The sequence below is a fragment of the Bradyrhizobium sp. MI1.4 genome (genome assembly GCF_055811315.1).
Genome location: NZ_JBVVPP010000026.1, coordinates 68,930 through 89,747, shown reverse-complemented (window position 1 = coordinate 89,747; position 20,818 = coordinate 68,930). Strand labels below are relative to the sequence as shown.

At 65.2% G+C, this 20,818-nt stretch carries 21 protein-coding genes; 19 read left to right on the top strand and 2 right to left on the bottom strand.

Features of this window, described 5'->3' with window-relative positions; all coding sequences use genetic code 11:
- Positions 1-136 precede the first annotated feature (136 nt).
- A complete protein-coding gene (locus AC0L23_RS25030) occupies positions 137-1,138 on the bottom strand; it encodes an adenosine kinase (protein WP_085349869.1) in 1,002 nt (333 codons plus the stop codon).
- 125 nt (positions 1,139-1,263) lie between these two features.
- Between AC0L23_RS25030 and murJ the strand changes: the two genes are divergently transcribed.
- The 16 genes from murJ (at position 1,264) to AC0L23_RS24950 (ending at position 16,244) form a co-directional block, all read left to right on the top strand.
- The gene (murJ, locus tag AC0L23_RS25025; protein WP_085349870.1) at positions 1,264-2,814 is read left to right on the top strand and encodes a murein biosynthesis integral membrane protein MurJ; all 1,551 of its coding nucleotides are present in this window, start codon (positions 1,264-1,266) and stop codon (positions 2,812-2,814) included.
- A 73-nt stretch (positions 2,815-2,887) separates the two neighbouring features.
- The gene (gene trpS / locus AC0L23_RS25020) at positions 2,888-3,940 is read left to right on the top strand and encodes a tryptophan--tRNA ligase (protein ID WP_063992141.1); all 1,053 of its coding nucleotides are present in this window, start codon (positions 2,888-2,890) and stop codon (positions 3,938-3,940) included.
- 108 nt (positions 3,941-4,048) lie between these two features.
- Positions 4,049-4,543 (top strand): universal stress protein, encoded by a 495-nt coding sequence (locus AC0L23_RS25015; RefSeq protein WP_018455814.1) that lies wholly within the window; start codon positions 4,049-4,051, stop codon positions 4,541-4,543.
- A 174-nt stretch (positions 4,544-4,717) separates the two neighbouring features.
- Positions 4,718-5,287 (top strand): NifU family protein, encoded by a 570-nt coding sequence (locus AC0L23_RS25010; protein ID WP_026233032.1) that lies wholly within the window; start codon positions 4,718-4,720, stop codon positions 5,285-5,287.
- Between the two features lie 85 nt (positions 5,288-5,372).
- Complete coding sequence (gene tsaB, locus AC0L23_RS25005) at positions 5,373-6,071, top strand: tRNA (adenosine(37)-N6)-threonylcarbamoyltransferase complex dimerization subunit type 1 TsaB (RefSeq protein ID WP_018455812.1); 699 nt, start codon at positions 5,373-5,375, stop codon at positions 6,069-6,071.
- The gene (rimI, locus tag AC0L23_RS25000; protein ID WP_018455811.1) at positions 6,068-6,550 is read left to right on the top strand and encodes a ribosomal protein S18-alanine N-acetyltransferase; all 483 of its coding nucleotides are present in this window, start codon (positions 6,068-6,070) and stop codon (positions 6,548-6,550) included. Before tsaB ends, rimI begins: the two co-directional genes overlap by 4 nt.
- Before the next feature lie 38 nt (positions 6,551-6,588).
- Positions 6,589-7,044: a Fur family transcriptional regulator gene (locus tag AC0L23_RS24995; RefSeq protein WP_007598312.1), complete on the top strand. Its 456-nt coding sequence runs from the start codon at positions 6,589-6,591 to the stop codon at positions 7,042-7,044.
- Positions 7,045-7,725: an HAD family hydrolase gene (locus AC0L23_RS24990; protein WP_018455809.1), complete on the top strand. Its 681-nt coding sequence runs from the start codon at positions 7,045-7,047 to the stop codon at positions 7,723-7,725.
- A 192-nt stretch (positions 7,726-7,917) separates the two neighbouring features.
- Positions 7,918-9,306, top strand: a complete 1,389-nt coding sequence (gene miaB / locus AC0L23_RS24985; RefSeq protein WP_085349873.1) for a tRNA (N6-isopentenyl adenosine(37)-C2)-methylthiotransferase MiaB — start codon at positions 7,918-7,920, stop codon at positions 9,304-9,306.
- A 4-nt stretch (positions 9,307-9,310) separates the two neighbouring features.
- Positions 9,311-10,369 carry a PhoH family protein gene (locus AC0L23_RS24980; RefSeq protein ID WP_085385549.1) on the top strand — a complete coding sequence of 353 codons (1,059 nt, stop codon included), beginning with the start codon at positions 9,311-9,313 and terminating at the stop codon, positions 10,367-10,369.
- 61 nt (positions 10,370-10,430) lie between these two features.
- Positions 10,431-10,940, top strand: a complete 510-nt coding sequence (ybeY, locus tag AC0L23_RS24975) for an rRNA maturation RNase YbeY (RefSeq protein WP_085349875.1) — start codon at positions 10,431-10,433, stop codon at positions 10,938-10,940.
- 1 nt (position 10,941) lies between these two features.
- Positions 10,942-12,060, top strand: coding sequence for a hemolysin family protein (locus tag AC0L23_RS24970; protein ID WP_026233030.1), 1,119 nt, complete (start codon positions 10,942-10,944; stop codon positions 12,058-12,060).
- Positions 12,057-13,670, top strand: coding sequence for an apolipoprotein N-acyltransferase (gene lnt / locus AC0L23_RS24965; protein WP_085362003.1), 1,614 nt, complete (start codon positions 12,057-12,059; stop codon positions 13,668-13,670). The genes AC0L23_RS24970 and lnt overlap by 4 nt, the downstream gene beginning before the upstream one ends.
- A 210-nt stretch (positions 13,671-13,880) precedes the next feature.
- Positions 13,881-14,294 (top strand): helix-turn-helix domain-containing protein, encoded by a 414-nt coding sequence (locus AC0L23_RS24960; RefSeq protein WP_007598327.1) that lies wholly within the window; start codon positions 13,881-13,883, stop codon positions 14,292-14,294.
- An 85-nt stretch (positions 14,295-14,379) separates the two neighbouring features.
- Entirely contained in the window at positions 14,380-15,537 is a 1,158-nt protein-coding gene (locus AC0L23_RS24955; RefSeq protein WP_085362004.1) for a M20 family metallopeptidase, read from the top strand.
- A complete protein-coding gene (locus AC0L23_RS24950; protein ID WP_085362005.1) occupies positions 15,534-16,244 on the top strand; it encodes a tRNA (guanine(46)-N(7))-methyltransferase TrmB in 711 nt (236 codons plus the stop codon). Before AC0L23_RS24955 ends, AC0L23_RS24950 begins: the two co-directional genes overlap by 4 nt.
- On the opposite strand, the gene AC0L23_RS24945 is transcribed toward AC0L23_RS24950, so the two are convergent.
- The gene (locus AC0L23_RS24945) at positions 16,241-17,323 is read right to left on the bottom strand and encodes a DUF2336 domain-containing protein (RefSeq protein WP_085362006.1); all 1,083 of its coding nucleotides are present in this window, start codon (positions 17,321-17,323) and stop codon (positions 16,241-16,243) included. The two genes, AC0L23_RS24950 and AC0L23_RS24945, sit on opposite strands and share 4 nt — an antisense overlap.
- A gap of 364 nt (positions 17,324-17,687) precedes the next feature.
- Between AC0L23_RS24945 and rimP the strand changes: the two genes are divergently transcribed.
- From rimP to AC0L23_RS24930, 3 genes are read left to right on the top strand one after another with little or no spacing between them, the layout of a single operon-like run.
- The gene (gene rimP, locus AC0L23_RS24940) at positions 17,688-18,467 is read left to right on the top strand and encodes a ribosome maturation factor RimP (protein WP_018455800.1); all 780 of its coding nucleotides are present in this window, start codon (positions 17,688-17,690) and stop codon (positions 18,465-18,467) included.
- 2 nt (positions 18,468-18,469) lie between these two features.
- Entirely contained in the window at positions 18,470-20,080 is a 1,611-nt protein-coding gene (gene nusA / locus AC0L23_RS24935) for a transcription termination factor NusA (RefSeq protein WP_007603900.1), read from the top strand.
- A 22-nt stretch (positions 20,081-20,102) separates the two neighbouring features.
- Entirely contained in the window at positions 20,103-20,786 is a 684-nt protein-coding gene (locus AC0L23_RS24930) for an RNA-binding protein (RefSeq protein WP_018455799.1), read from the top strand.
- Positions 20,787-20,818: the final 32 nt, after the last annotated feature.

Genomic DNA, 20,818 nt, shown 5'->3' with positions numbered 1-20,818 from the left:
CGCGCGCCCCCCCCCCCCCCCCCCCCCCCCGCCCGCGCCGGCCCCCCCCCCCCCCCCCACCCCCCCCCCCCCCCCCCGCCGCCCCCCCCCCCCCCCCCCCGCCGGCCCATGACAGCGAGGATGAGGCTATTCCACCTTAAGCCGTCAGCCCGCGCTGCCGGGCGAGCTCCTTCAGCGACACCTGTGGACGCGCGCCGATGTGCTGGATCACTTCGGCGGCCGCGAGCGCGCCGAGTTCGCCGCACTGCTTGTGGGGCAGGTTGCGCGCCAGACCGAACAGGAAGCCGGCGGCGAAGAGATCGCCGGCCCCGGTGGTGTCCACGAGTTTCGCGATCGGAGACGCCGGGGCTGCGACTGCGTCAGTTGGCGTCACCACCACGCAGCCTTTCTCGCTGCGGGTGACCACGCCGAGATTGACGTCGTTGCGCAGCTGCTTGAGCGCGGTGTCGAAGTCCGAGGTCTGGTAGAGCGAATGCAGCTCGGACTCGTTCGCGAACACGATATCGACGGTGCCGTTGCGCATCAGCCCCAGGAACTCGTCGCGATAACGATCGACGCAGAAGGAATCCGACAACGTCAGCGCCACCTTGCGCTTGGCATCATGAGCGATCTTGGCCGCCTTGACGAAGGCGTCCTTGGCGTTCTTGGGGTCCCAGAGATAGCCCTCGAGGTAGACGATGCCGGCCGCGGCGATCTCGGCCGGGTCGATGTCGGCGGGCGACAGGTCCTGCGCGGCGCCGAGATAGGTGTTCATGGTGCGCTCGCCGTCGTCAGTCACCAGGATGTAGGAGCAGCCGGTCGCAGGACCGTCCTTCGCCGCGGGCGTGTTGAAGGCGACGCCGGCCGCGCGGATGTCGTGGACGTAGAGCTTCCCGATCTGGTCGTCCTTGACCTTGCCGACATAGGCGGCGCGCGCCCCGAGGCTGCCGATGCCGACGATGGTGTTGGCGGCCGAACCGCCGGAAACTTCCGTCGCCGGGCCCATGTCCTTGTAGATGGCGGCGGCCCGCGCCTCGTCGATCAGGGACATGCTGCCCTTGGTCATGCCGTGCTTGCCCAGAAAGGCTTCGTCGGTCTTGACCAGCACGTCGAACAGCGCGTTGCCGATGCCGAGAACGTCATATTTCACGTCAGCCATTCACCTTGATCCTGTTTGGCGGATTGCGATACCCGCGGAAATCCGCTTCCTGTCGGTCTGAAATCTGGCTCGCGGCCTATCACGGCCGGCCCTTCGCGGGCAAGCAACGGTATTATGCAGTTCCGATGATCCGCTCCTTCCTGACCGTCTCGACGGGGACACTGGCTTCACGGCTGCTGGGCTTTGCACGCGATTCCCTGATCGCGGCGCTGCTCGGCACCGGCGCCGTGGCGGACGCGTTTCTGGCGGCATTTCAGCTCGTCAATGTGGTGCGGCGCCTGCTCAGCGAGGGGGCGCTGAATGCGGCGCTGATCCCGGCCTGGCTGCGCGTTCGTGACCGCGACGGCGAGGCGGTTGCGGCGGCGTTCGCGGGACGCGTGCTCGGCTCGGTGAGCGCGGGCCTGATCGCAATCTCAATCGTGATTGCACTGCTGATGCCGCTGATCATCATGATCATCGCACCGGGCTTCGTCGGCAGCGCATCGCTCGATCTCGCCGTCCAGAATGCGCGGCTGATGCTGCCTTATCTTGCCTTCGCGGGACCCGTCACGGTGCTGATGGGCCTGCTCAACGCGCAGGGTCGCTTTGCACTCACCGCGTTCTCGCCGCTGCTGTTCAACATCGCCCTGATCGCTGCGATCACAACACTCCTGCTGTGGCACGTCGACGCGACCGTCGCCGCGTGGATATTGGCGGCCTCCGTCGGCATCGCCGGCCTGTTGCAGCTCCTGATGCTGCTGTCGCAGCGAAGTGCGCGTCTGGCGACACCGTTGCGCGTGAGCTTCGACAAGGACATGCGCGGCTTCTTCGCCAAGGCGATCCCGGGCATGATCGCGAGCTCCGGCCCGCAATGGCTGATGGTTGCCGGCGCGATCATCGCCTCCGCCACGCCGGCCGCGGTCTCCTGGCTCTATTTCGCCAACCGCTTGATCGAGCTGCCGCTCGGTATTGTCGGCGTCGCCATGGGTACGGTGCTGGTGCCGGAGCTGACGCGCGCGGCGAGGAGCGGTGACCGTGACGCGGTTGCGCATGTGGAATCGCGCGCGCTGGAACTCGCGACCGGGCTGGCATTGCCGGCGACGCTCGGCCTGATCGTGCTGGCCGAGCCGATCGTGCGGCTGCTGTTCGAACACGGCGCCTTTGGCGCGGAGGACAGCGCGGCCACGGCGCGCGCCCTGATGTGGCTGGCGCTGGGACTGCCGGCGCACGTGCTGATCAAGGCGCTGTCCCCGGCCTATTTTGCCCGCAGCGACACGATGACGCCGCTGCTTGCGACTGCCAAAGGGTTCGTGGTCGCGGTCGCGCTCGCGATCCTGCTCGGTCACTTCTTCGGCGCGAGCGGGATCGCCGCCAGCATCGCCGCCGGCGCCTGGAGCAGTGCGATCTCGCTGCTCCGGAAAGGCACGCGTGAATTCGGCTTCTCGGTCGACGCCGCCGCCCGCAAGCGGCTGCCGCGAATCGTGCTCGCCGCGCTCGCCATGGGCGGCCTGCTGTGGCTGACCGCGGGCCTCTTGCCTTCACAGGCCCATGGGCTCATCCGCTTCATTGCGCTGGGATCACAGATCGCCGCCGGAATCGTCGTCTATGGCTTGCTCCTGCAAATCCTCCGCGTCGCGTCCTGGCGCGAGGCGGCCGGTGCCTTTAAGCGCCCCGCCCAGCCCGATCCCGGCGCCTGAAGTCAGCGAAATTCCCTTGACGGGGCAGCGCCGCTGTTGGAAACGACGCCCCGTATCTTGCAGGGAAGCTGCCATGCCATTCGTTGAACGGGTTTTTTCGGGCGTCCAGCCGACGGGCAATCTGCACCTCGGCAATTATCTCGGCGCAATCGTCAACTTCGTGAAGATGCAGGAAACCCACAACTGCATCTATTGCGTCGTCGACATGCACGCGATCACGCAGGGCGTGGACGTCTGGGGCGGACCAGTCGAGCTCGCGCGCAACACCCGCGAGGTGACCGCGGCGTTCATCGCCAGCGGCATCGATCCGAGCAAGCACATCGTGTTCAACCAGAGCCAGGTCTCGGGCCACGCCGAGCTCGCCTGGATCTTCAACTGCGTCGCGCGCATGGGCTGGCTGGGTCGCATGACCCAGTTCAAGGAGAAGGCCGGCAAGGACCGCGAGAACGCGTCCGTCGGTCTGTTCGACTATCCCGTGCTGATGGCGGCTGACATTCTGCTCTACCGCGCCACCCACGTGCCGGTCGGCGAGGACCAGAAGCAGCATCTTGAGCTCTCGCGCGACATCGCGCAGAAGTTCAACAACGACTTCGCCGACTCGATCCGCAGCCAGGGCGCCAATGACGGCCTGTTTTTCCCGCTGCCGGAACCCTTGATCACGGGCCCGGCGACGCGCGTGATGAGCTTGCGCGACGGCACCAAGAAGATGTCGAAGTCGGATGCGTCGGATAATTCGCGCATCAATCTGACCGACGACGCCGACACCATCGCGCAGAAGGTCCGCAAGGCCAAGACCGACCCGGAGCCGCTGCCGACCGAGGAGAAGGGTCTGGAAGCGCGTCCCGAGGCCGACAATCTCGTCGGTATCTTCGCCGCGCTCTCCGGCCGCTCCAAGGCCGACGTGCTCAGGGATTTCGGCGGCGGCCAGTTCTCCAGCTTCAAGAACGCGCTGGTGGATTTGTGCGTCACGAAGCTCGCGCCGATTGCCGGCGAGATGAAGCGCCTCGTCGCCGACCCCGGCCATATCGACGCGATCCTGAACGATGGCGCCGACCGCGCGCGCGCGATTGCCGACGAGACCATGAAGCTCTCGAAGGACATCGTCGGCTTCATCCGTCGGCGCTGATAATAAGTTCGCGAAAACGCGGCCGACGCCACGGCGCCGGCTCGCTTCTGCTCTCCCCAAGTACGACGGAGTGTGGCAGCATGTCAGCGTGGACATTCCGGGACATGCATGACCAGCAAGCGACTTTGCTTCGAGCCGGGTCACAAACCCAAATGCCTCGTCATCGTCGACGACACCGCCGAATGGGATCGCGCGGTCTATTACGCCAGCCGCTGGGCGATTCGGGCCGGTGGCGGCGTGGTGATGCTCCGCATCATCGAGCCCGAACAGCAGAGCCAGGAATGGCTGGGGGTCGCCGACATCATGCGCGCCGAAGCGCATGAGGCGGCCGAAGCCGCGCTCGACCGTGCCGCCGGCCGCGCCAACGGCATCGCCGCGATCACGCCGGAACGGGTGATCCGCGAAGGCGCTGCGATGGAACAGCTGCTGGCGGTGATCGACGAGGACCCCGACATCGCCATGCTGGTGCTCGCCGCGAACCCGGGCGCGGAAGGCCCGGGGCCATTGGTCGCGCTGCTCGCGCACGCGCTGGGCACGTTCCCGGTGCCGGTGACGGTCATTTCCGGCGCGCTCAGCGACCAGAGCGTGGATTCGCTGTCCTAGACTGCTGCTCGTTCGCCTCGCCCCGTTAGCCGGCAGAGGGAAGAAGCGGGTACCCTAACCCGCTGATATAACAGGTGAACGGCCAGCTTACCCCTTGACCGTGCGTTCGCCGTCGCCATCTGCTAGTGGATAGAGCACGCGCCGGCCTTGAACCGGCGACGTCTGGAGAAAACCATGTTCATTCAAACCGAAGCCACCCCCAATCCCGCCACGCTGAAGTTCATTCCCGGCCGCGTCGTGGTCGACGGCGGACCGATGGAATTTGCCAACCGCGAATCGGCCGCACGCTCGCCGCTCGCCGAAAAGCTGTTCGAAGTCCCCGGCGTCACCGGCGTGTTCTACGGCTCGGACTTCATCACCGTGACCAAGGCGAACGGTGAATGGCAACAGCTCAAGCCCGCGATCCTCGGCGCCATCATGGAGCACTACATGTCCGGCGCGCCGCTGCTCGCCGACGGTGCGGCCGCGAGCGATGTCGATCTCGACGAAGAGGACGAGTTCTTTGACGAAGCCGATGCCGAGACGGTCGACATGATCAAGGATCTGATCGAGACCCGCGTGCGGCCAGCGGTCGCCAATGACGGCGGCGACATCACTTTCCGCGGCTTCAAGGATGGTATCGTCTATCTCAACATGAAGGGCTCCTGCGCCGGCTGCCCGTCATCGACCGCGACGCTCCAGCACGGCATCCAGAACCTGCTCAAGCACTTCGTCCCCGACGTGGTCGAAGTCCGGCCGATGTAGGCTGGGGCCGCAAAGGCGTGGATGGCCGGGACAAGCCCGGCCATGATGACGAGCATTCCATGACGGATGGTGCTACCATCGTTCCATGCTGATCCTTGCCATCGATACCGCGCTGGAAGCGTGCGCGGTTGCCGTTCTCGACACCGATGCCGGCCAGCTCCTCGCGCAGGAGCAGCTTCTGATGAAGCGCGGCCACGCCGAAGCGCTGATGCCGATGATCGCGCGCGTGATGCAGTCAGCCAACCTCGCCTTCACAGCGCTCGAGCGCATCGCGGTCACCATGGGCCCCGGAAGTTTCACCGGCCTGCGCGTCGGCATTTCGGCCGCCCGCGGCCTTGCGCTTGCTGCGAAGCGGCCCGCCGTCGGCCTGACCACCTTGTCGGCCTATGCCGCCGCCGTCGTCGGCCAGAGCGGAGCGGCGCCGGTGATCTCGGCGATCGACGCGCGGCACGACCACGTCTATTTCCAGATCGTGGCCGGTGACGGCAGTCAGCTGGTGCGGCCGGGCGTCGCTCCCATCGACGAGGCGATCGCGGCGTCGCAATTCGGCGCGCCGCATCTGGTCGGCAATGCCGCGAAGATCCTCGCCGAGCGCTGGCCGAAAGATATGCCGCAGCCGGTCGCGGTCGACGCGCAGCCCGCGCCCGACATCGGCTGGGTCGCATGGCTTGGCGCCGCCGCCGATCCCGCGACAAATCCGGCGCGGCCGTTCTATCTGCGGGCGCCCGACGCAAAGCCGCCCGCACAACTGCCGCTTGCAGCACAAGCCGCAAGCTCACGATGAAATGGTTGTCGGAATGGTGGCGCGGCGGTACGGCCGTCGTCGAGCCGGCTGTCGCGCGCGACGTCGCACGGCTTGCGCAACTCCACGGCGCCTCCTTCGCGCGCGGTTGGGGCGAAGGCGAGTTCGAGAGCATGCTCAGCGAGCGCAACACGCTGGTGCACCGGTTGCGGCTCGGCCGCAAGACCGTGGGCTTCGCGGTGTCGCGGATCGGCGCAGACGAAGCAGAGATTCTCTCGATCGCGGTCGATCAGGCCCATCGCGGCCGCGGCCTCTCTCGCACGCTGCTGATGACCCATCTCGGCCACCTGGCAGGACGCGGCGTGCGCACAATATTTCTTGAGGTCGAGGAAAATAACCAGCCGGCGCGGCGGCTCTACGACCGAGCCGGATTCATGGTGGTCGGACGCCGCGAACGCTACTATAAGCAGCCGAACGGGGAACAATTGAACGCACTTCTGATGCGACGTGACTTGTCGTAACATTGATGGCAGAAAGCGCCCCGTCAGGCGGACATCACATGACTGGTCTTAAACCTTCCCCCGCTTCCAAGGCGTCCGGCATCGAGGCGCGCTGTGCCGCCACAGGCATGCGCATGACCGAGCAGCGTCGTGTCATCGCCCGCGTGCTCGCGGAGGCGGTCGATCATCCCGATGTGGAGGAACTATATCGCCGCTGTGTCGCGGTCGACGACAAGATCTCGATCTCGACCGTGTATCGGACCGTCAAGCTGTTCGAAGATGCGGGCATCATCGAGCGCCATGATTTCCGCGAAGGCCGCGCGCGCTACGAGCAGATGCGCGACAGCCATCACGACCACCTCATCAACCTGCGCGACGGCAAGGTGATCGAGTTCACCTCCGAGGAGATCGAGAAGCTCCAGGCGGAGATCGCCCGCAAGCTCGGCTACAAGCTGGTCGATCATCGGCTCGAACTCTATTGCGTCCCGCTCGACGACGACAAACCCACAAGTTAAGTGGCGATCGATCTCGTCATCTTCGATTGCGACGGCGTGCTCGTGGACAGCGAGGTGATCTCCTGTCGCGCGCATGCAGATGTGCTGTCGAGGCACGGCTATCCGATCACATCGGAGCAGGTGCTGGTCCGCTTCCTCGGCGTATCCGAGAAAGATGCACGGCGAATGGTCGAACAGGAGATCGGCCGCAATCTTCCCGATGATCTCGAAAGCCAAGTGAATGCTGCGACGCTGCAATTTTATGCCAGCGATTTGCAGCCGATCACCCATGTGGCCGCAGCGATTGGCGCAATCGATTTGCCCAAATGCGTTGCGTCGAGCGGCACACCGGAGAAGATCCATCATGGCCTGACCTGCGCCGGTCTCTACGATCTGCTTGCGCCGAACATCTTTTCCGCGAGCCAGGTCGCGCGCGGCAAGCCCGCGCCCGATCTTTTTCTGTTCGCCGCCGCGCAGATGAAAGTCGCGCCGGAGCGGTGCCTCGTGATCGAGGACAGCGTCCCCGGGGTGACCGGCGCGCATGCCGCCGGGATGACCGTGCTGGGCTTTCACGGTGGCAGCCATTGCCCGCCGGGCCACGCTGAAAGGCTCCGGGCCGCCGGGGCCGGATTGACGTTCGACGATATGCGGCAATTGCCGGAGCTGGTCCGGCGGGTCGCGGCGGACACCCTGGCGGGCTGATTCAGGGTATTTTCTGAGTGCAGCTGGCGGCTGCCGGGACACGCACACGCCCGGAATCCCGAGGTTTTGGCGGGATTCCGCACTTCCCGCCAGCGCTCGCCCCGGAATGACAGCCCAAAGGGCGCCAATCGCTGGATTTTCGCCTCCCCAGCCTATATCTGAGGGCGGTCCTCCACCTCAATTCCGGATTCCATGACGCCGCCGCGCAAGCTGCACATCAAATCATATGGCTGCCAGATGAACGTCTACGATGCCCAGCGCATGGTGGACACGCTGGCCCCGGAAGGATTCGTGGAGACGGCCAGCGCTGATGACGCCGACCTCGTCATCCTCAACACCTGCCATATCCGCGAGAAGGCCTCGGAAAAGGTCTATTCGGAGCTCGGCCGCCTGCGCGTCGCCAAGGACGCCGCCGCGCGCGACGGGCGTACCATGCAGATCGCGGTCGCAGGCTGCGTGGCACAGGCCGAGGGCGAGGAGATCGTGCGCCGTGCACCCGCGGTCGACGTCGTGGTGGGACCGCAGAGCTATCATCATTTGCCGCAGCTGTTGAAGCGCGCCGGCAATGAAGGCCGCGCCATCGAGACCGAATTCCCGGCTCAGGACAAGTTCGGCTTCCTGGCCCAACCCAAGCCCGGCGCGATCCGCGCCCGCGGCATTTCCGCTTTCGTCACGGTGCAGGAAGGCTGCGACAAGTTCTGCACCTTCTGCGTCGTGCCTTACACGCGTGGCTCGGAAGTCTCGCGGCCGGTGACAAAGATCGTCGACGACGTGAAGCGGCTCACCGAGAACGGCGTGCGCGAGCTCACGCTGATCGGACAGAACGTCAACGCCTATCACGGCGAGGGACCGGACGGAAAAAGCTGGCCGCTCGGCAGGCTGCTGGAGCACCTCGCGGCGCTCCCGGGCGTCGCGCGGCTGCGTTATTCGACCAGCCATCCGCGCGATGTCGATGACAGTCTGATTGCAGCCCATCGCGATCTCGATGCCTTGATGCCGTTCGTGCACCTGCCGGTGCAGTCGGGCTCGGACCGGATTCTGGCTGCCATGAACCGGAAACATACCGCCGATGATTATCGGCGTGTCGTCGACCGTTTCCGGTCCGCACGCCAAGACATTGCTTTCTCATCAGATTTTATCGTCGGCTTCCCCGGCGAGAGCGAGCAAGATTTTCTCGCGACCCTCGCGCTTGTCACGCAAATCGGCTACGCTGCGGCATATTCGTTCAAATACTCCGCCCGGCCGGGAACGCCGGCCGCGGACATGCAGGAGACGGTGTCCCCCTCCGAGATGGACCAGCGATTGGAGCGGCTCCAGGAACTGATCGACAGCCAGCAATCGGCCTTCAACAAGGCTGCGATTGGCTCAACGGTCGATGTGCTGTTCGAGCGCCCGGCCCGCAAGGACGGCCAGATCGTCGGCCGCACCGCCTTCCTCCAGCCCGCGCATGTGATGGCCTCCCCCGACATCATCGGACAGATCCTGCCGGTCCGGATCGACAGTCTCGAACGCTACAGCTTCCTCGGCGAGCTCGCCATGGCGCGCGTGCCCGCTTTATCGCCCATCGCCACTGGAGCCTGAACCCTTGCCAAAAAGCGCATCGGATTCGTCTTCTTCCATCGCTCCCAGCCGCAAATTTGACCGCGACATGCAGGTTCCGCCCGAGACCCAGGTCGTCATCGACTTCGACGACAACCGCGCCGCGTCGGCGCTGGTCGGTCCTTACGGCCAGCATCTGGCACAGATCGAACGGCGGCTCGGCGTCGTCGTCGATTCCAAGGGCAACCACATCACGATTGGCGGCTCGCGCGACGGCTGCGATGCCGCGCGCCGGGTGCTGGAGACGCTCTACGCCCAGGCCGTGAAGGGACAGGATCTCGACCAGGGCGAGGTCGAGGGCGCGATCCGAGCCGTGATCGCGCAGGGCTCGCTGTTCGAGTTCGATGCCAAGTCGGCCAAATCCAGCTTCGACAGCATCAATCTGCGCAAGCGCCCGGTGCGTGCGCGCACGGCGGCGCAGGATTCCTACATCCGCGCGCTGAAGCGCCACGAGCTGGTGTTCGGCATCGGCCCCGCCGGCACCGGCAAGACCTGGCTCGCGGTCGCGCATGCCGCGCAGCTATTCGAGCGCAAGGAAGTCGACAAGATCATCCTGTCGCGCCCGGCGGTGGAAGCCGGCGAGCGGCTCGGCTTTTTGCCCGGCGATCTCCGCGAGAAGGTCGATCCTTATCTCCGCCCTATCTACGACGCGCTCTATGACCTGATGGACGCGCGCATTGTCGAGCGCGCGCTGCAGACCGGCGAGATCGAGATCGCGCCACTCGCCTTCATGCGCGGTCGCACGCTGACCAACGCGGCCATCATCCTGGACGAGGCGCAAAACACCACGTCCATGCAGATGAAGATGTTCTTGACCCGCCTTGGCGAGAACAGCCGCATGATCGTCACCGGCGATCCCTCGCAGATCGACTTGCCGAACGGCCAGACCTCGGGCCTCGCCGAGGCGACGCGCCTGCTGAGCGGCGTCGAAGGCATTGCGCAAGTTCATTTCAAGGCCGAAGACGTGATCCGCCACGAGCTCGTGGCGCGGATCGTCTCCGCCTACGAAGGGTCGCCGCAGCGGCCGGCCGCCGGTAAATCCTGACGAGACAGCAACCGGACCATATGGGCGCGGACACGGCGCCCCTTCGTTCGGAACAAGGACAATGTCACACCCCAACCTTCCCATCACCGAGGTCCTCGTCGTCGCCGATTGCTGGCAGCGGGAGCCCGAATCCGAAGCCGTGATCCAGCGCGCCGTGGCGGCCGCCGCCGAGAATGTCGACGAAGACGTTGCGGAGGCGGAAGTGGCGGTGATGCTGACCGATGATGCCGGCATCCGCATCCTGAACAGCAACTGGCGCGGCATCGACAAGCCGACCAACGTGCTGTCGTTTCCCGCGCTGCAGCCGGAAGGCGACTGGAAGCCTGGCGATGCGCCGCGCATGCTGGGCGACATCGCGATCGCCTACGAGACCATGCGGCGTGAGGCGGACGAGGAACAAAAGCCGTTCGATCATCATTTGAGCCATCTCGCCGTGCACGGTTTCCTGCATCTGGTCGGCTACGACCACGAAAACGAAGACGACGCCGAGGAAATGGAAGCGCTCGAACGAGAGATCCTGGCTCATCTCGGCATTCCCGACCCCTATGCCGACCGCCCAGGGACGCATTGAGATGCCGGATTCGGACCCGACTCACGACAATCCGCGCAACACGGCCAATTTACCGGTCGTGGTGACCTCAGGCGAGGTGATGCGCCCGACCGCGGAGGGCTGGCTGCTGCGTGCCATTCGCAGCCTGTTCGGCTGGAAGGCAGGTTCGGTGCGCGACGACCTCCAGGTCGTGCTCGACGCCACGACGCCCGACGACACCGGCTTCTCGACGGTCGAGCGCACCATGCTGCGCAACATCCTCGGCCTGCACGAGCGTCGCATCGCCGACGTCATGGTGCATCGCGCCGACATCGTCGCGGTCAAGCGCGACATCCCGCTCGGCGAGTTGATGGACCGTTTCGAGAGCGCCGGCCATTCGCGCCTCGTGGTCTACAACGAGACGCTCGACGATCCCGTCGGCATCGTCCATATCCGCGATCTGCTCGCCTTCATGACCGCGCGTGCGCGCGTGTCGGGGGTCACGAAAACCAAGCGCAAGAAACCGCTGCCGGCCGGGCTCGATCTGCGTACGGTCGATCTCGCGCTGCCGCTCGAGGAAGCGCGCATCATCCGCAAGCTGCTCTACGTGCCGCCGTCGATGCGGGCGATCGACCTGCTTGCGCAGATGCAGGCCACCCGCATCCATCTGGCGCTGGTGGTCGACGAATATGGCGGCAGCGACGGCCTGGTCTCGCTCGAGGACATCGTCGAGCAGATCGTCGGCGAGATCGACGACGAGCATGACAGCGACGAGCCGCCCTCGATCGTGCGGCTGCCCGACAACGCCTTCATCGCCGACGCCCGCGCCAGCCTCGACGACGTCCGCACCGTGATCGGCGAGGACTTCGTCACCGGCGAGGCCGGCGAGGAAGTGGAGACGCTGGGCGGCTATCTCGTCAGCTTCGTCGGGCGCCTGCCGGTGCGCGGCGAGGTGATCTCGGGCCCCGGCCATTACGAGATCGAGGTGCTCGATGCCGATCCGCGCCGGGTCAAGCGACTGCGGATCTCGACGCGAAAGGAGCGCCCCGCGCCGCGCACCCAGCGCGAGAGCCGGCGCCGCGAGGCTGCGCCGGATGGCAGCCAGCCGACGGCCAGCGACACGCCCACCCCGCCGCCAAGCGACGGGACCGGTCCGCAGTGAGCCCTTTCCAGCGATTTCGCCAGATCGCGCTTGCCATCATCCTGACCTGGGGATGGAAGCGCGCGCTCGTCGCGATGGCTGCCGGCGCGCTCTCGGTGCTGGCGCTGGCGCCGTTCAATGTATTCCCGGTGCTATTCGTCACCTTCCCGGTGCTGGTCTGGCTGATCGACGGCACCGGCGCCGGACGATATCGCGGCGTCCCCGCCGCGGCGCTTACCGGCTACTGGTTCGGCCTCGGCTATTTCGTGCCCGGCCTCTACTGGATCGGCTACGCCTTCTTCGTCGACGCCGATGTATTCGCCTGGCTGACGCCGTTCGCCGTGCTGGGCCTGCCGGCCTATCTGTCGATCTTCACGGCAATGGGCTTTGCGCTCGCCCGCCTGCTCTGGACCAAGAACGCGACGCGCGTGCTTGCGCTCGCGGCAAGCCTCACCATCACGGAATGGCTGCGGGGTCATGCGCTGACCGGCTTTCCCTGGAACGCGTTCGGCTATGCGCTGTCCGATCCGCTGCCGCTGGCACAAACGGCGTCGCTGATCGGCCTGTGGGGCATGACGTTCCTGACGGTTGCGATCTTCGCAAGCCCCGCGGCGCTGATCGACCGCACGCCCGATCGCCGCCTGGCGTGGCGCGCACCGGCCGCGGCCCTGGCGCTCCTGCTGGTCATGAGTATCTTCGGCGCGATCCGCCTGTCGCTGCATCCGACCACGATGGTCGCGGGCCCCAAATTGCGCCTGATGCAGCCGGATCTCCAGCAGGACGCGAAATTCAACTACGCCGCCAAGGCGGAGGTGATGAAGAAATATCTGGCCTTGTCGGACCGCGCCTCCGGACCGCAATCGACCGGCGTGCGCGATGCCACCATCCTGATCTGGCCGGAATCCGCCTTTCCGTTCTTCCTGACTCGCGAAGCCGATGCGATGGCGCAAATCGCGGAGCTTCTGCCCAAGGGCACGGTGCTGATCACGGGCTCGGTCCGCGCGCCCGACCTGCCGCGGGGCACGCCGATCACACGCGCCTACAATTCGATCTACGTGATCGACCACGATGGCAGCGTGCTCTCTATGTACGACAAGCTGCATTTGGTGCCGTTCGGCGAGTTTCTTCCCTACCAGGGTCTGATGGAGAAGCTCGGTTTCGAGCAACTCACGCGTGTGCGCGGCGGCTTCATTGCCGGCACCGTGCGGCATGCGCTGCCGGTCCCCGGCGCGCCGTCCGCGCTGCCGCTGATCTGCTACGAAGCAATCTTTCCCGGCGAGGTGGCCGGACGCAATGAACGTCCGGGCTGGATCGTGAATCTCACCAATGACGGCTGGTTCGGAATTTCGACCGGTCCCTACCAACACCTCGAACAGGCGCGGATGCGCGCGATCGAGCTCGGATTGCCGCTGGTTCGCTCCGCCAATACCGGCGTTTCCGCAGTGATCGATCCGGTGGGACGCATCGTCGCCAGCCTCGGTCTCGGGATCGAAGGCATTTTGGATGCAAATCTGCCCGCCGCGATCCCGCCGACCATCTATGCGCGCGTGGGCGATGTACCCGCGGCCATGTTTGTCGCGCTCGCCGTGTTTCTGGCGGTCCGCCGACGTGTTGCCAAACGGCATCCCTGATCACGCAGCCGCGGCCGATAGCTTTTGACAACCGTAGTCCCACGGTTGACAGACTGCACGCGGCCTCCTCATTCTGCACCGGCTGCAAAAGACAGTGGGTATTGCTAAATTTCTCCGCAATGTTTCCCAATAACAGGGTCTGATTTTGACGTTGCTTACACCTCAGGCATTCCTGATTGCGCCGAAGGTGATGTTTGGAGGGCTGAGGAAATGTCGAAAGCGCCCAACCCTGTTGACAAATATGTCGGCAGTCGCGTGCGGATGCGCCGCATCATGTTGGGCATGAGCCAGGAAAAGCTCGGTGAAGCTTTGGGCCTGACTTTCCAACAAGTTCAGAAATACGAGAAGGGCACAAACCGGGTCGGCGCGAGCCGCATCCAGCAAATTGCCGAAATTCTCCAGGTGCCGGTGTCCTTCCTGTTCGAGGGCGGTCCGAGCGGCGTGGCGGGGCCGGACGGCTTCGCAGAAGGCGCATCGCCGTCTTACGTCTCGGATTTCCTCGCGACTTCCGAAGGACTCGCTTTGACCAAGGCGTTCACCCGAATCACCGATTCGAAGATGCGCCGCTCGATCGTCGATCTCGTCGAGCAGATTGCGGCCCGCGAAGGCCCCGACAAGCGCTGACGCGCCATCTCAATCCGATTTGAGACTGCGTCAAATCTGGCCTATGTCGTCATTTGTGGCCGCGCTTTGATGCGCGTCCTCCTTGATGATGCGATTCAAAGGCACAGATGCGCCCATGGCCAGCTCCAATTGGTTCGATTCTCAAACTATTCTCGATGGCATCCGCCGCTGGGTGGAGGTCGAGACGCCAACGGACACGCCTGAACAGGTCAACAAGCTCGTCTCGATGGTCGCGGAGCAATACCGCGATCTCCCTGTTACGCTCGAGCGCATCGCCGGTGTCGATGGTTGCGGCGATCATCTCGTGGCGCGCTCGACCTGGGGCCAGGACCGGCCGGGTATCCTGGTGCTGAGCCACCTCGATACCGTTCACCCCATGGGATTCATCGAGCGCCTGCCGTTCAAGGTCGAAGGCGACAGCGCGTTCGGTCCCGGCATCTACGACATGAAGGGCGGCGCCTACATCGCCCACCACGCCTTTCGCGCGCTTTGCGCCACGGCCGATCGCCCGCCGCTCGGCATCATCCATCTGTTCACTTCGGACGAGGAGATCGGCAGCCCCACCTCTCGCGCACTCATCGAGACCGAAGGGCGCAAGGCGAAATACGTGCTGGTGACGGAGCCGGCGCGCGAGGGCGGCAAGATCGTCACCGGTCGCAAGGGCGTCGGGCGATTCGAAGTGTTCATCAAGGGCGTGCCCGCGCATGCCGGCACGCGGCCCCAGGATGGCCGCAGCGCGATCCGCGAGCTTGCCAACGTCATCCTGGCGCTGGAGGCGATGAACGATCTGGCGCGCGGCGTCACCGTCAATGTCGGCGTGGTGCGCGGCGGCACGCGGCCCAACGTGACCCCGGAAGAAGCCTATGCTGAAATCGATCTGCGCGTGCCGAGCTTCAAGGACGCGGATGAATTCGTCGGCAAGATCCTCGCTTTGACATCGAAGACAGATGGCGTCACCGTCAAGGTCACGGGCGGGCTCAATCGTCCGCCTTACGAGAAGAGCAATGCAGGCGCTTCGCTGTACGAACATGCAAAGACGGTTGCCACGGAGATCGGCTTCGATCTGGTGGACGTTCACACCGGCGGCGGCTCGGACGGCAATTTCACCGCCGCCCACACCGCGACGCTCGACGGGCTCGGCGTCGACGGCAAGGGCGCGCACACCCATTATGAGCAGCTCTATGTCTCGTCGCTCGCACCGCGCGCGCGGCTGCTCCACCGCCTCTACCAGACGCTACGATGAGTGAGCGCAAATCAGATCCGGATCGCGAGGACAGCGAGCGCGCCTTCTTCGGACGCCGCAAGGGCCACAAGCTCAGGCAGCACCAAGCCGAGCTGATCGATCATCTGCTGCCGCGTCTTGCGCTCGCCATCGACCGCGCAGCACCGGCGGATGCCCGCGAGATCTTCGCCCCCGCAGCCGACGATTTGCGGCTCGAGATCGGCTTCGGCGGCGGCGAGCATCTTGCGGCGGAAGCGCAGACCTTCGCCACAACCGGCTTCATTGGCTGCGAGCCTTACGTCAACGGCATGGCGAAGATCCTCGCGCAGATCGAGGCCGCCGAGATCGGCAACATCCGCCTGTTCGCAGGCGATGCCGCCGAGCTCCTGGCCTGGCTGCCGGAAGCTTCGCTGTCGCGGATTGACCTGATCCATCCCGATCCCTGGCCGAAACGGCGGCACTGGAAGCGGCGCTTCGTCCAGGACCGGACCATCGCCGCGATGGCGCGCGTGTTGAAAGCCGGCGGCGAATTTCGTTTCGTCTGCGACATCGACGATTACTGCGCCTGGACGCTGTCGCATCTGTCGCGCTCGCAGGACTTTGTCTGGCTCGCGGAGCGCGCCGATGATTTTCGCCTGCCGTGGGCCGGATACACGATGACGCGCTACGGCCGAAAGGCCACGCGCGAGGGGCGCAAGGCGGCGTATCTGCGGTTCAGGCGGGTCTAGATCGTCTGCCGGTTGCGCCAGAAATTCACGACGCGCTCGGCGGTCGTCGGCATCAAGCGCGTGAAATTCGCGCGCGCCTGCTCAAGATCGGCATCGGCTGGCGTGCGATTCGGGCCGTACCACATCAGGATCAGCGCCCGCACCGTCGGCCAGCTGACATTCAGCACACGCCCCAGAACCAGGATTGGATCGTAGCGGTCGCCCGTGATCAGGCGGTCGAGGACCGAGAGGCGGACTCCGGACATCGCCGAGAGCGAAGCGATCGCCTCCTCGTATTTGTAGGCCTTCGCGAAGCCAAACAGCGCGCTCTCGCCAAGATGGCCCCCGCGATGCAAGGCCAGCACCGTACGTTGCGCTCCCGAGAAATCGCGACGCGGGCCCGGCGGCAGCGTGGCTTCCTCGATGGCCGCCATGGCGCGCGTGATCTCGACCTGGCGCACGGGATTGACCACGCTCGAGAGGCGACGGCGGATGACGTCGAGCGTACCGTCGAGAAGCTGTTTCAGGTTCTCACCCGAAAGATCGCTGCGCTGGCCGATCCTGAGCGTCAGCACGCCATCCTGCGCGGCACGCTTGATCAGCTCCGAATAGCTGCCAGGCGAGAACACCGCGCCGGCATTGCCCGCGGCGCGGCGCACCACGTCGCGATCGCCGCGCTCGACCAGCACGTCGGTGATGACAGCCGACAGCGTGGGGCGTTCGCTCATCGCCAGCAGATGTCCCTGGCCCTTCAGTCGCGCGATTTCGACGAGAGCGGCGTCGTCGAGCACGGGCGAATGGCGCAGCACGGGGCCCGCCACCGCGATTTCGTTTTCGCGCGCGAGCTCGCTCACGAGACGCCGCGGCGCGTTGTTCAGGCGCGAGAAGCGTTCGGCGAGATCGACGCGCGAGGCGAGCTCGGCATGCGGGACGAGATCGATCAGCAGATTGTCGAAGAGATCGATGACATCGGGACGGAGGTTCTCGGCGTCCTGAAAGAACAATTGGGAAATGGCATGCGCGATCTCGCCGCGACGCCGCGGGTCGCCGCGTTTGACGATATCGTCCAGTCCGGGAATGAGCGACGTGGCAACGGTCATGAAAACGCAAACTCGTAGGGGGCACGCCGCGGGTACGCCCTGGTCCAAGCCGCCCCACAATCAGGGAATCTAGGCCTTGGAGGTGAAGGAAGCGTTGCGCCAGCGGGCCGCACAGCGGGCGCAAAAAGCCTCGCGCGCCGTGCAATGGGCCTTGTCCGAGAGGGCGGAAAGGGCTATATCACCGGCAATTCATCTTCTCATACGATCCGCGTAGTGAGAGTGGGCCCGAAAGGACCCGCTCTTTTTTATTACCTGAACGCGGCCTGGTGGAAGATGTGCGGCCCGCCGATCTGTCGGGAGAGTTCCGAAGCGGGCTTGAAAGCTTAACCAAGCCTTAACCATACCGAGCGCCTTGACCTCTGACATGACCGAACCGAACCCTGGTTCCACGGATGCCGAATTGCTGGCCGAGCCGAGGCTCGTGGTCGAGCCGGGCGTCGCGGCGCGGGTGTCCGCGGTCGCGGGGCCGGTGCTCGAAGGCATGGGCTACCGCCTGGTGCGGATCCGCATTTCCGGGGAATCCGGCTGCACCGTGCAGGTTATGGCAGAGCGGCCGGACGGCTCCATGCAGATCGAGGATTGCGAGGCGATCTCGCGGGCACTGTCGCCCGTGCTCGACGTCGCCGATCCCGTCGATCGCGCCTATCGGCTGGAAATCTCCTCACCGGGGATCGACCGCCCGCTGGTGCGCCGCTCCGATTTCGAGCGTTATGCCGGCCATCTGGTGAAGGTCGAAATGGCTGTCGCCCATGAGGGGCGGAAGCGGTTCCGCGGCACGATCGGCCCCGTCGAAGGCGACCGCGTGCATCTGCATCGCGACGACATCAAGGCGGGCGAGGCTGCCGACGTTCTCCTGACGATGGAAGACATCGCCGAGGCACGGCTGGTGCTGACGGACGAGTTGATCGCGGAATCCATGCGCCGCGGCAAGGCCCAGGCCCGCGAAATGCGCCGCAATCTCGGCCTCGAGCCGCCGGCGGCGCCGCACGCCAGCATCAGCGAAAAAACGACCAAGAACACCAAGCCGACTAAGAAACCGACGCCGGCCGCGACGAAGAAGCCGGCTCCGACCAATACCAAGAAACATCGCCTGGCCGCCGAACGCGCGCGACGGGGCGAAATCGATCCTGACGAAGGAGACTAGCCATGGCAGTCAGCGCCAATCGACTTGAATTGCTTCAGATCGCCGACGCCGTTGCGCGCGAGAAATCGATCGACCGCGGCATCGTCATCGCGGCGATGGAGGATGCCATCGCCAAGGCGGCGCGGGCTCGCTACGGCAGCGAGACCGACGTTCACGCCGAGATCGACCCGAAGAAGGGCGAGCTGCGGCTGTCGCGCCACATGCTGGTGGTCGAGACGGTCGAAAACCATTCCAACCAGATTTCGCTGGTGGATGCGCAGCGCGCCAATCCCGGTGCCCAGGTCGGCGACACCATCGCCGACACCCTGCCGCCGCTGGAATATGGCCGCATCGCCGCGCAATCCGCCAAGCAGGTGATCGTGCAAAAGGTGCGCGAAGCCGAGCGCGACCGGCAATATATGGAATTCAAGGACCGCATCGGCGACATCGTCAACGGCGTCGTCAAGCGCGTCGAATATGGCAGTGTGATCGTCGATCTCGGCCGCGGCGAGGCCATCATCCGCCGCGACGAGATGCTGCCGCGCGAAGTGTTCCGCAACGGCGACCGCGTCCGCGCCTACATCTTCGATGTCCGCCGCGAGACCCGCGGGCCGCAGATCTTCCTCTCCCGCACCCATCCGCAGTTCATGGCAAAGCTGTTCGCGCAGGAAGTGCCCGAGATCTATGACGGCATCGTCGAGATCAAGGCGGTCGCCCGCGATCCCGGCTCGCGCGCAAAAATCGGCGTGATTTCTCGTGATTCCTCGGTCGATCCGGTCGGCGCCTGCGTCGGTATGCGCGGTTCGCGCGTGCAGGCGGTGGTGAACGAATTGCAGGGCGAGAAGATCGACATCATCCCCTGGTCGCCCGACATCGCGACCTTCGTGGTCAACGCGCTGGCGCCGGCCGAAGTCTCCAAGGTCGTCATCGACGAAGACCGCGAGCGCATCGAGGTCGTCGTGCCCGACACCAACAACCAGCTCTCGCTGGCGATCGGCCGCCGCGGCCAGAATGTGCGTCTGGCCTCGCAGCTCACCGGCTGGGACATCGACATCCTGACCGAGCAGGAGGAATCGGAGCGCCGCCAGGCCGACTTCGAGAACTCCACCCGCGTCTTCATGGAATCGCTCAATGTCGACGAAGTGGTCGGCCAGTTGCTGGCGTCCGAAGGCTTCACGTCGGTCGAGGAACTCGCGATGGTGGACGTCAAGGAACTCGCCGGCATCGAAGGTTTCGACGAGGAGACCGCGCAGGAACTCCAGAACCGCGCCCGGGAATATCTCGAACAGCTGGAAGCCGAGCTCGAGGCCAGGCGCAAGGAACTCGGCGTCGAGGACGCCGTGAAGGACGTGCCCGGCGTCACCTCGAAGATGCTGGTGAAGTTCGGCGAGAACGACATCAAGACGGTCGACGACCTCGCCGGTTGCGCCACGGACGATCTGGTCGGCTGGACCGAGCGCAAGGAAGGCGGCGAGCAGACCAAATATCCGGGCGCGCTCGATGGCCTGGAGATCTCCCGTGACGATGCTGAAGCGATGATCATGCAGGCCCGCGTCAAGGCCGGATGGATCACCGAGGCCGATCTCGCCAAGCCTGCTGAAGAGGCCGAGGCGACCGAAGATCAGCCGGCTTAGGGCGAAGGAGGATGTCACCCGGATGCTCGCCGATACTGACCCCGAACTCGACCATGGACCGCGGACCGAAAGGTCCGCGACCGTGCGGATGTGTGCGGTCAGCCGCGAGGTCCGGCCGATCGACGAGCTGATCCGCTTCGTCGTCTCGCCGCAAGGGCACATAGTTCCCGATCTCAAGCGCAAGCTGCCCGGACGCGGCATGTGGGTCACCGCCTCGCGCGAGGTGGTTGCGGAAGCCGTTCGGCGTCACCATTTTACGAAAGCCTTCAAGCGCGAGCTGCGCATCCCTCAGACGTTTCCCGCCGACCTCGAGGCGCTCCTGGTCCGGAGCGTGGTCGAAGCCCTTGGGATTGCGGCCAAAGCGCGCCAGATCGTCGCCGGTTTCGGCAAGGTCGAAAGCGCGCTTCGGGAGGGTACGGTCGAGGTCCTGATCCATGCCAGCGACGGGGCCGCGGACGGAATCCGCAAATTGGACATGCTGGCGCGTCAAAATGAGGGAAATCGCGGCGCCAAGCCGGAGATTCCCGTCGTCACTGCACTAAAATCGACAGAATTGGATTTGGCACTTACCCGGTCAAATGTGATACATGCTGCCCTGCTCGCGGGCCCGGCGAGCAAGTCATTCCTGTCACGTAGCCAGATGCTGGTCCGATACCGGATGGCGGACGCTGACAGGACTGCCGAAAAGCCCGGCCAGGATTTCTGAGAGACAACGACCACCCGATAGCACGGTGCGGC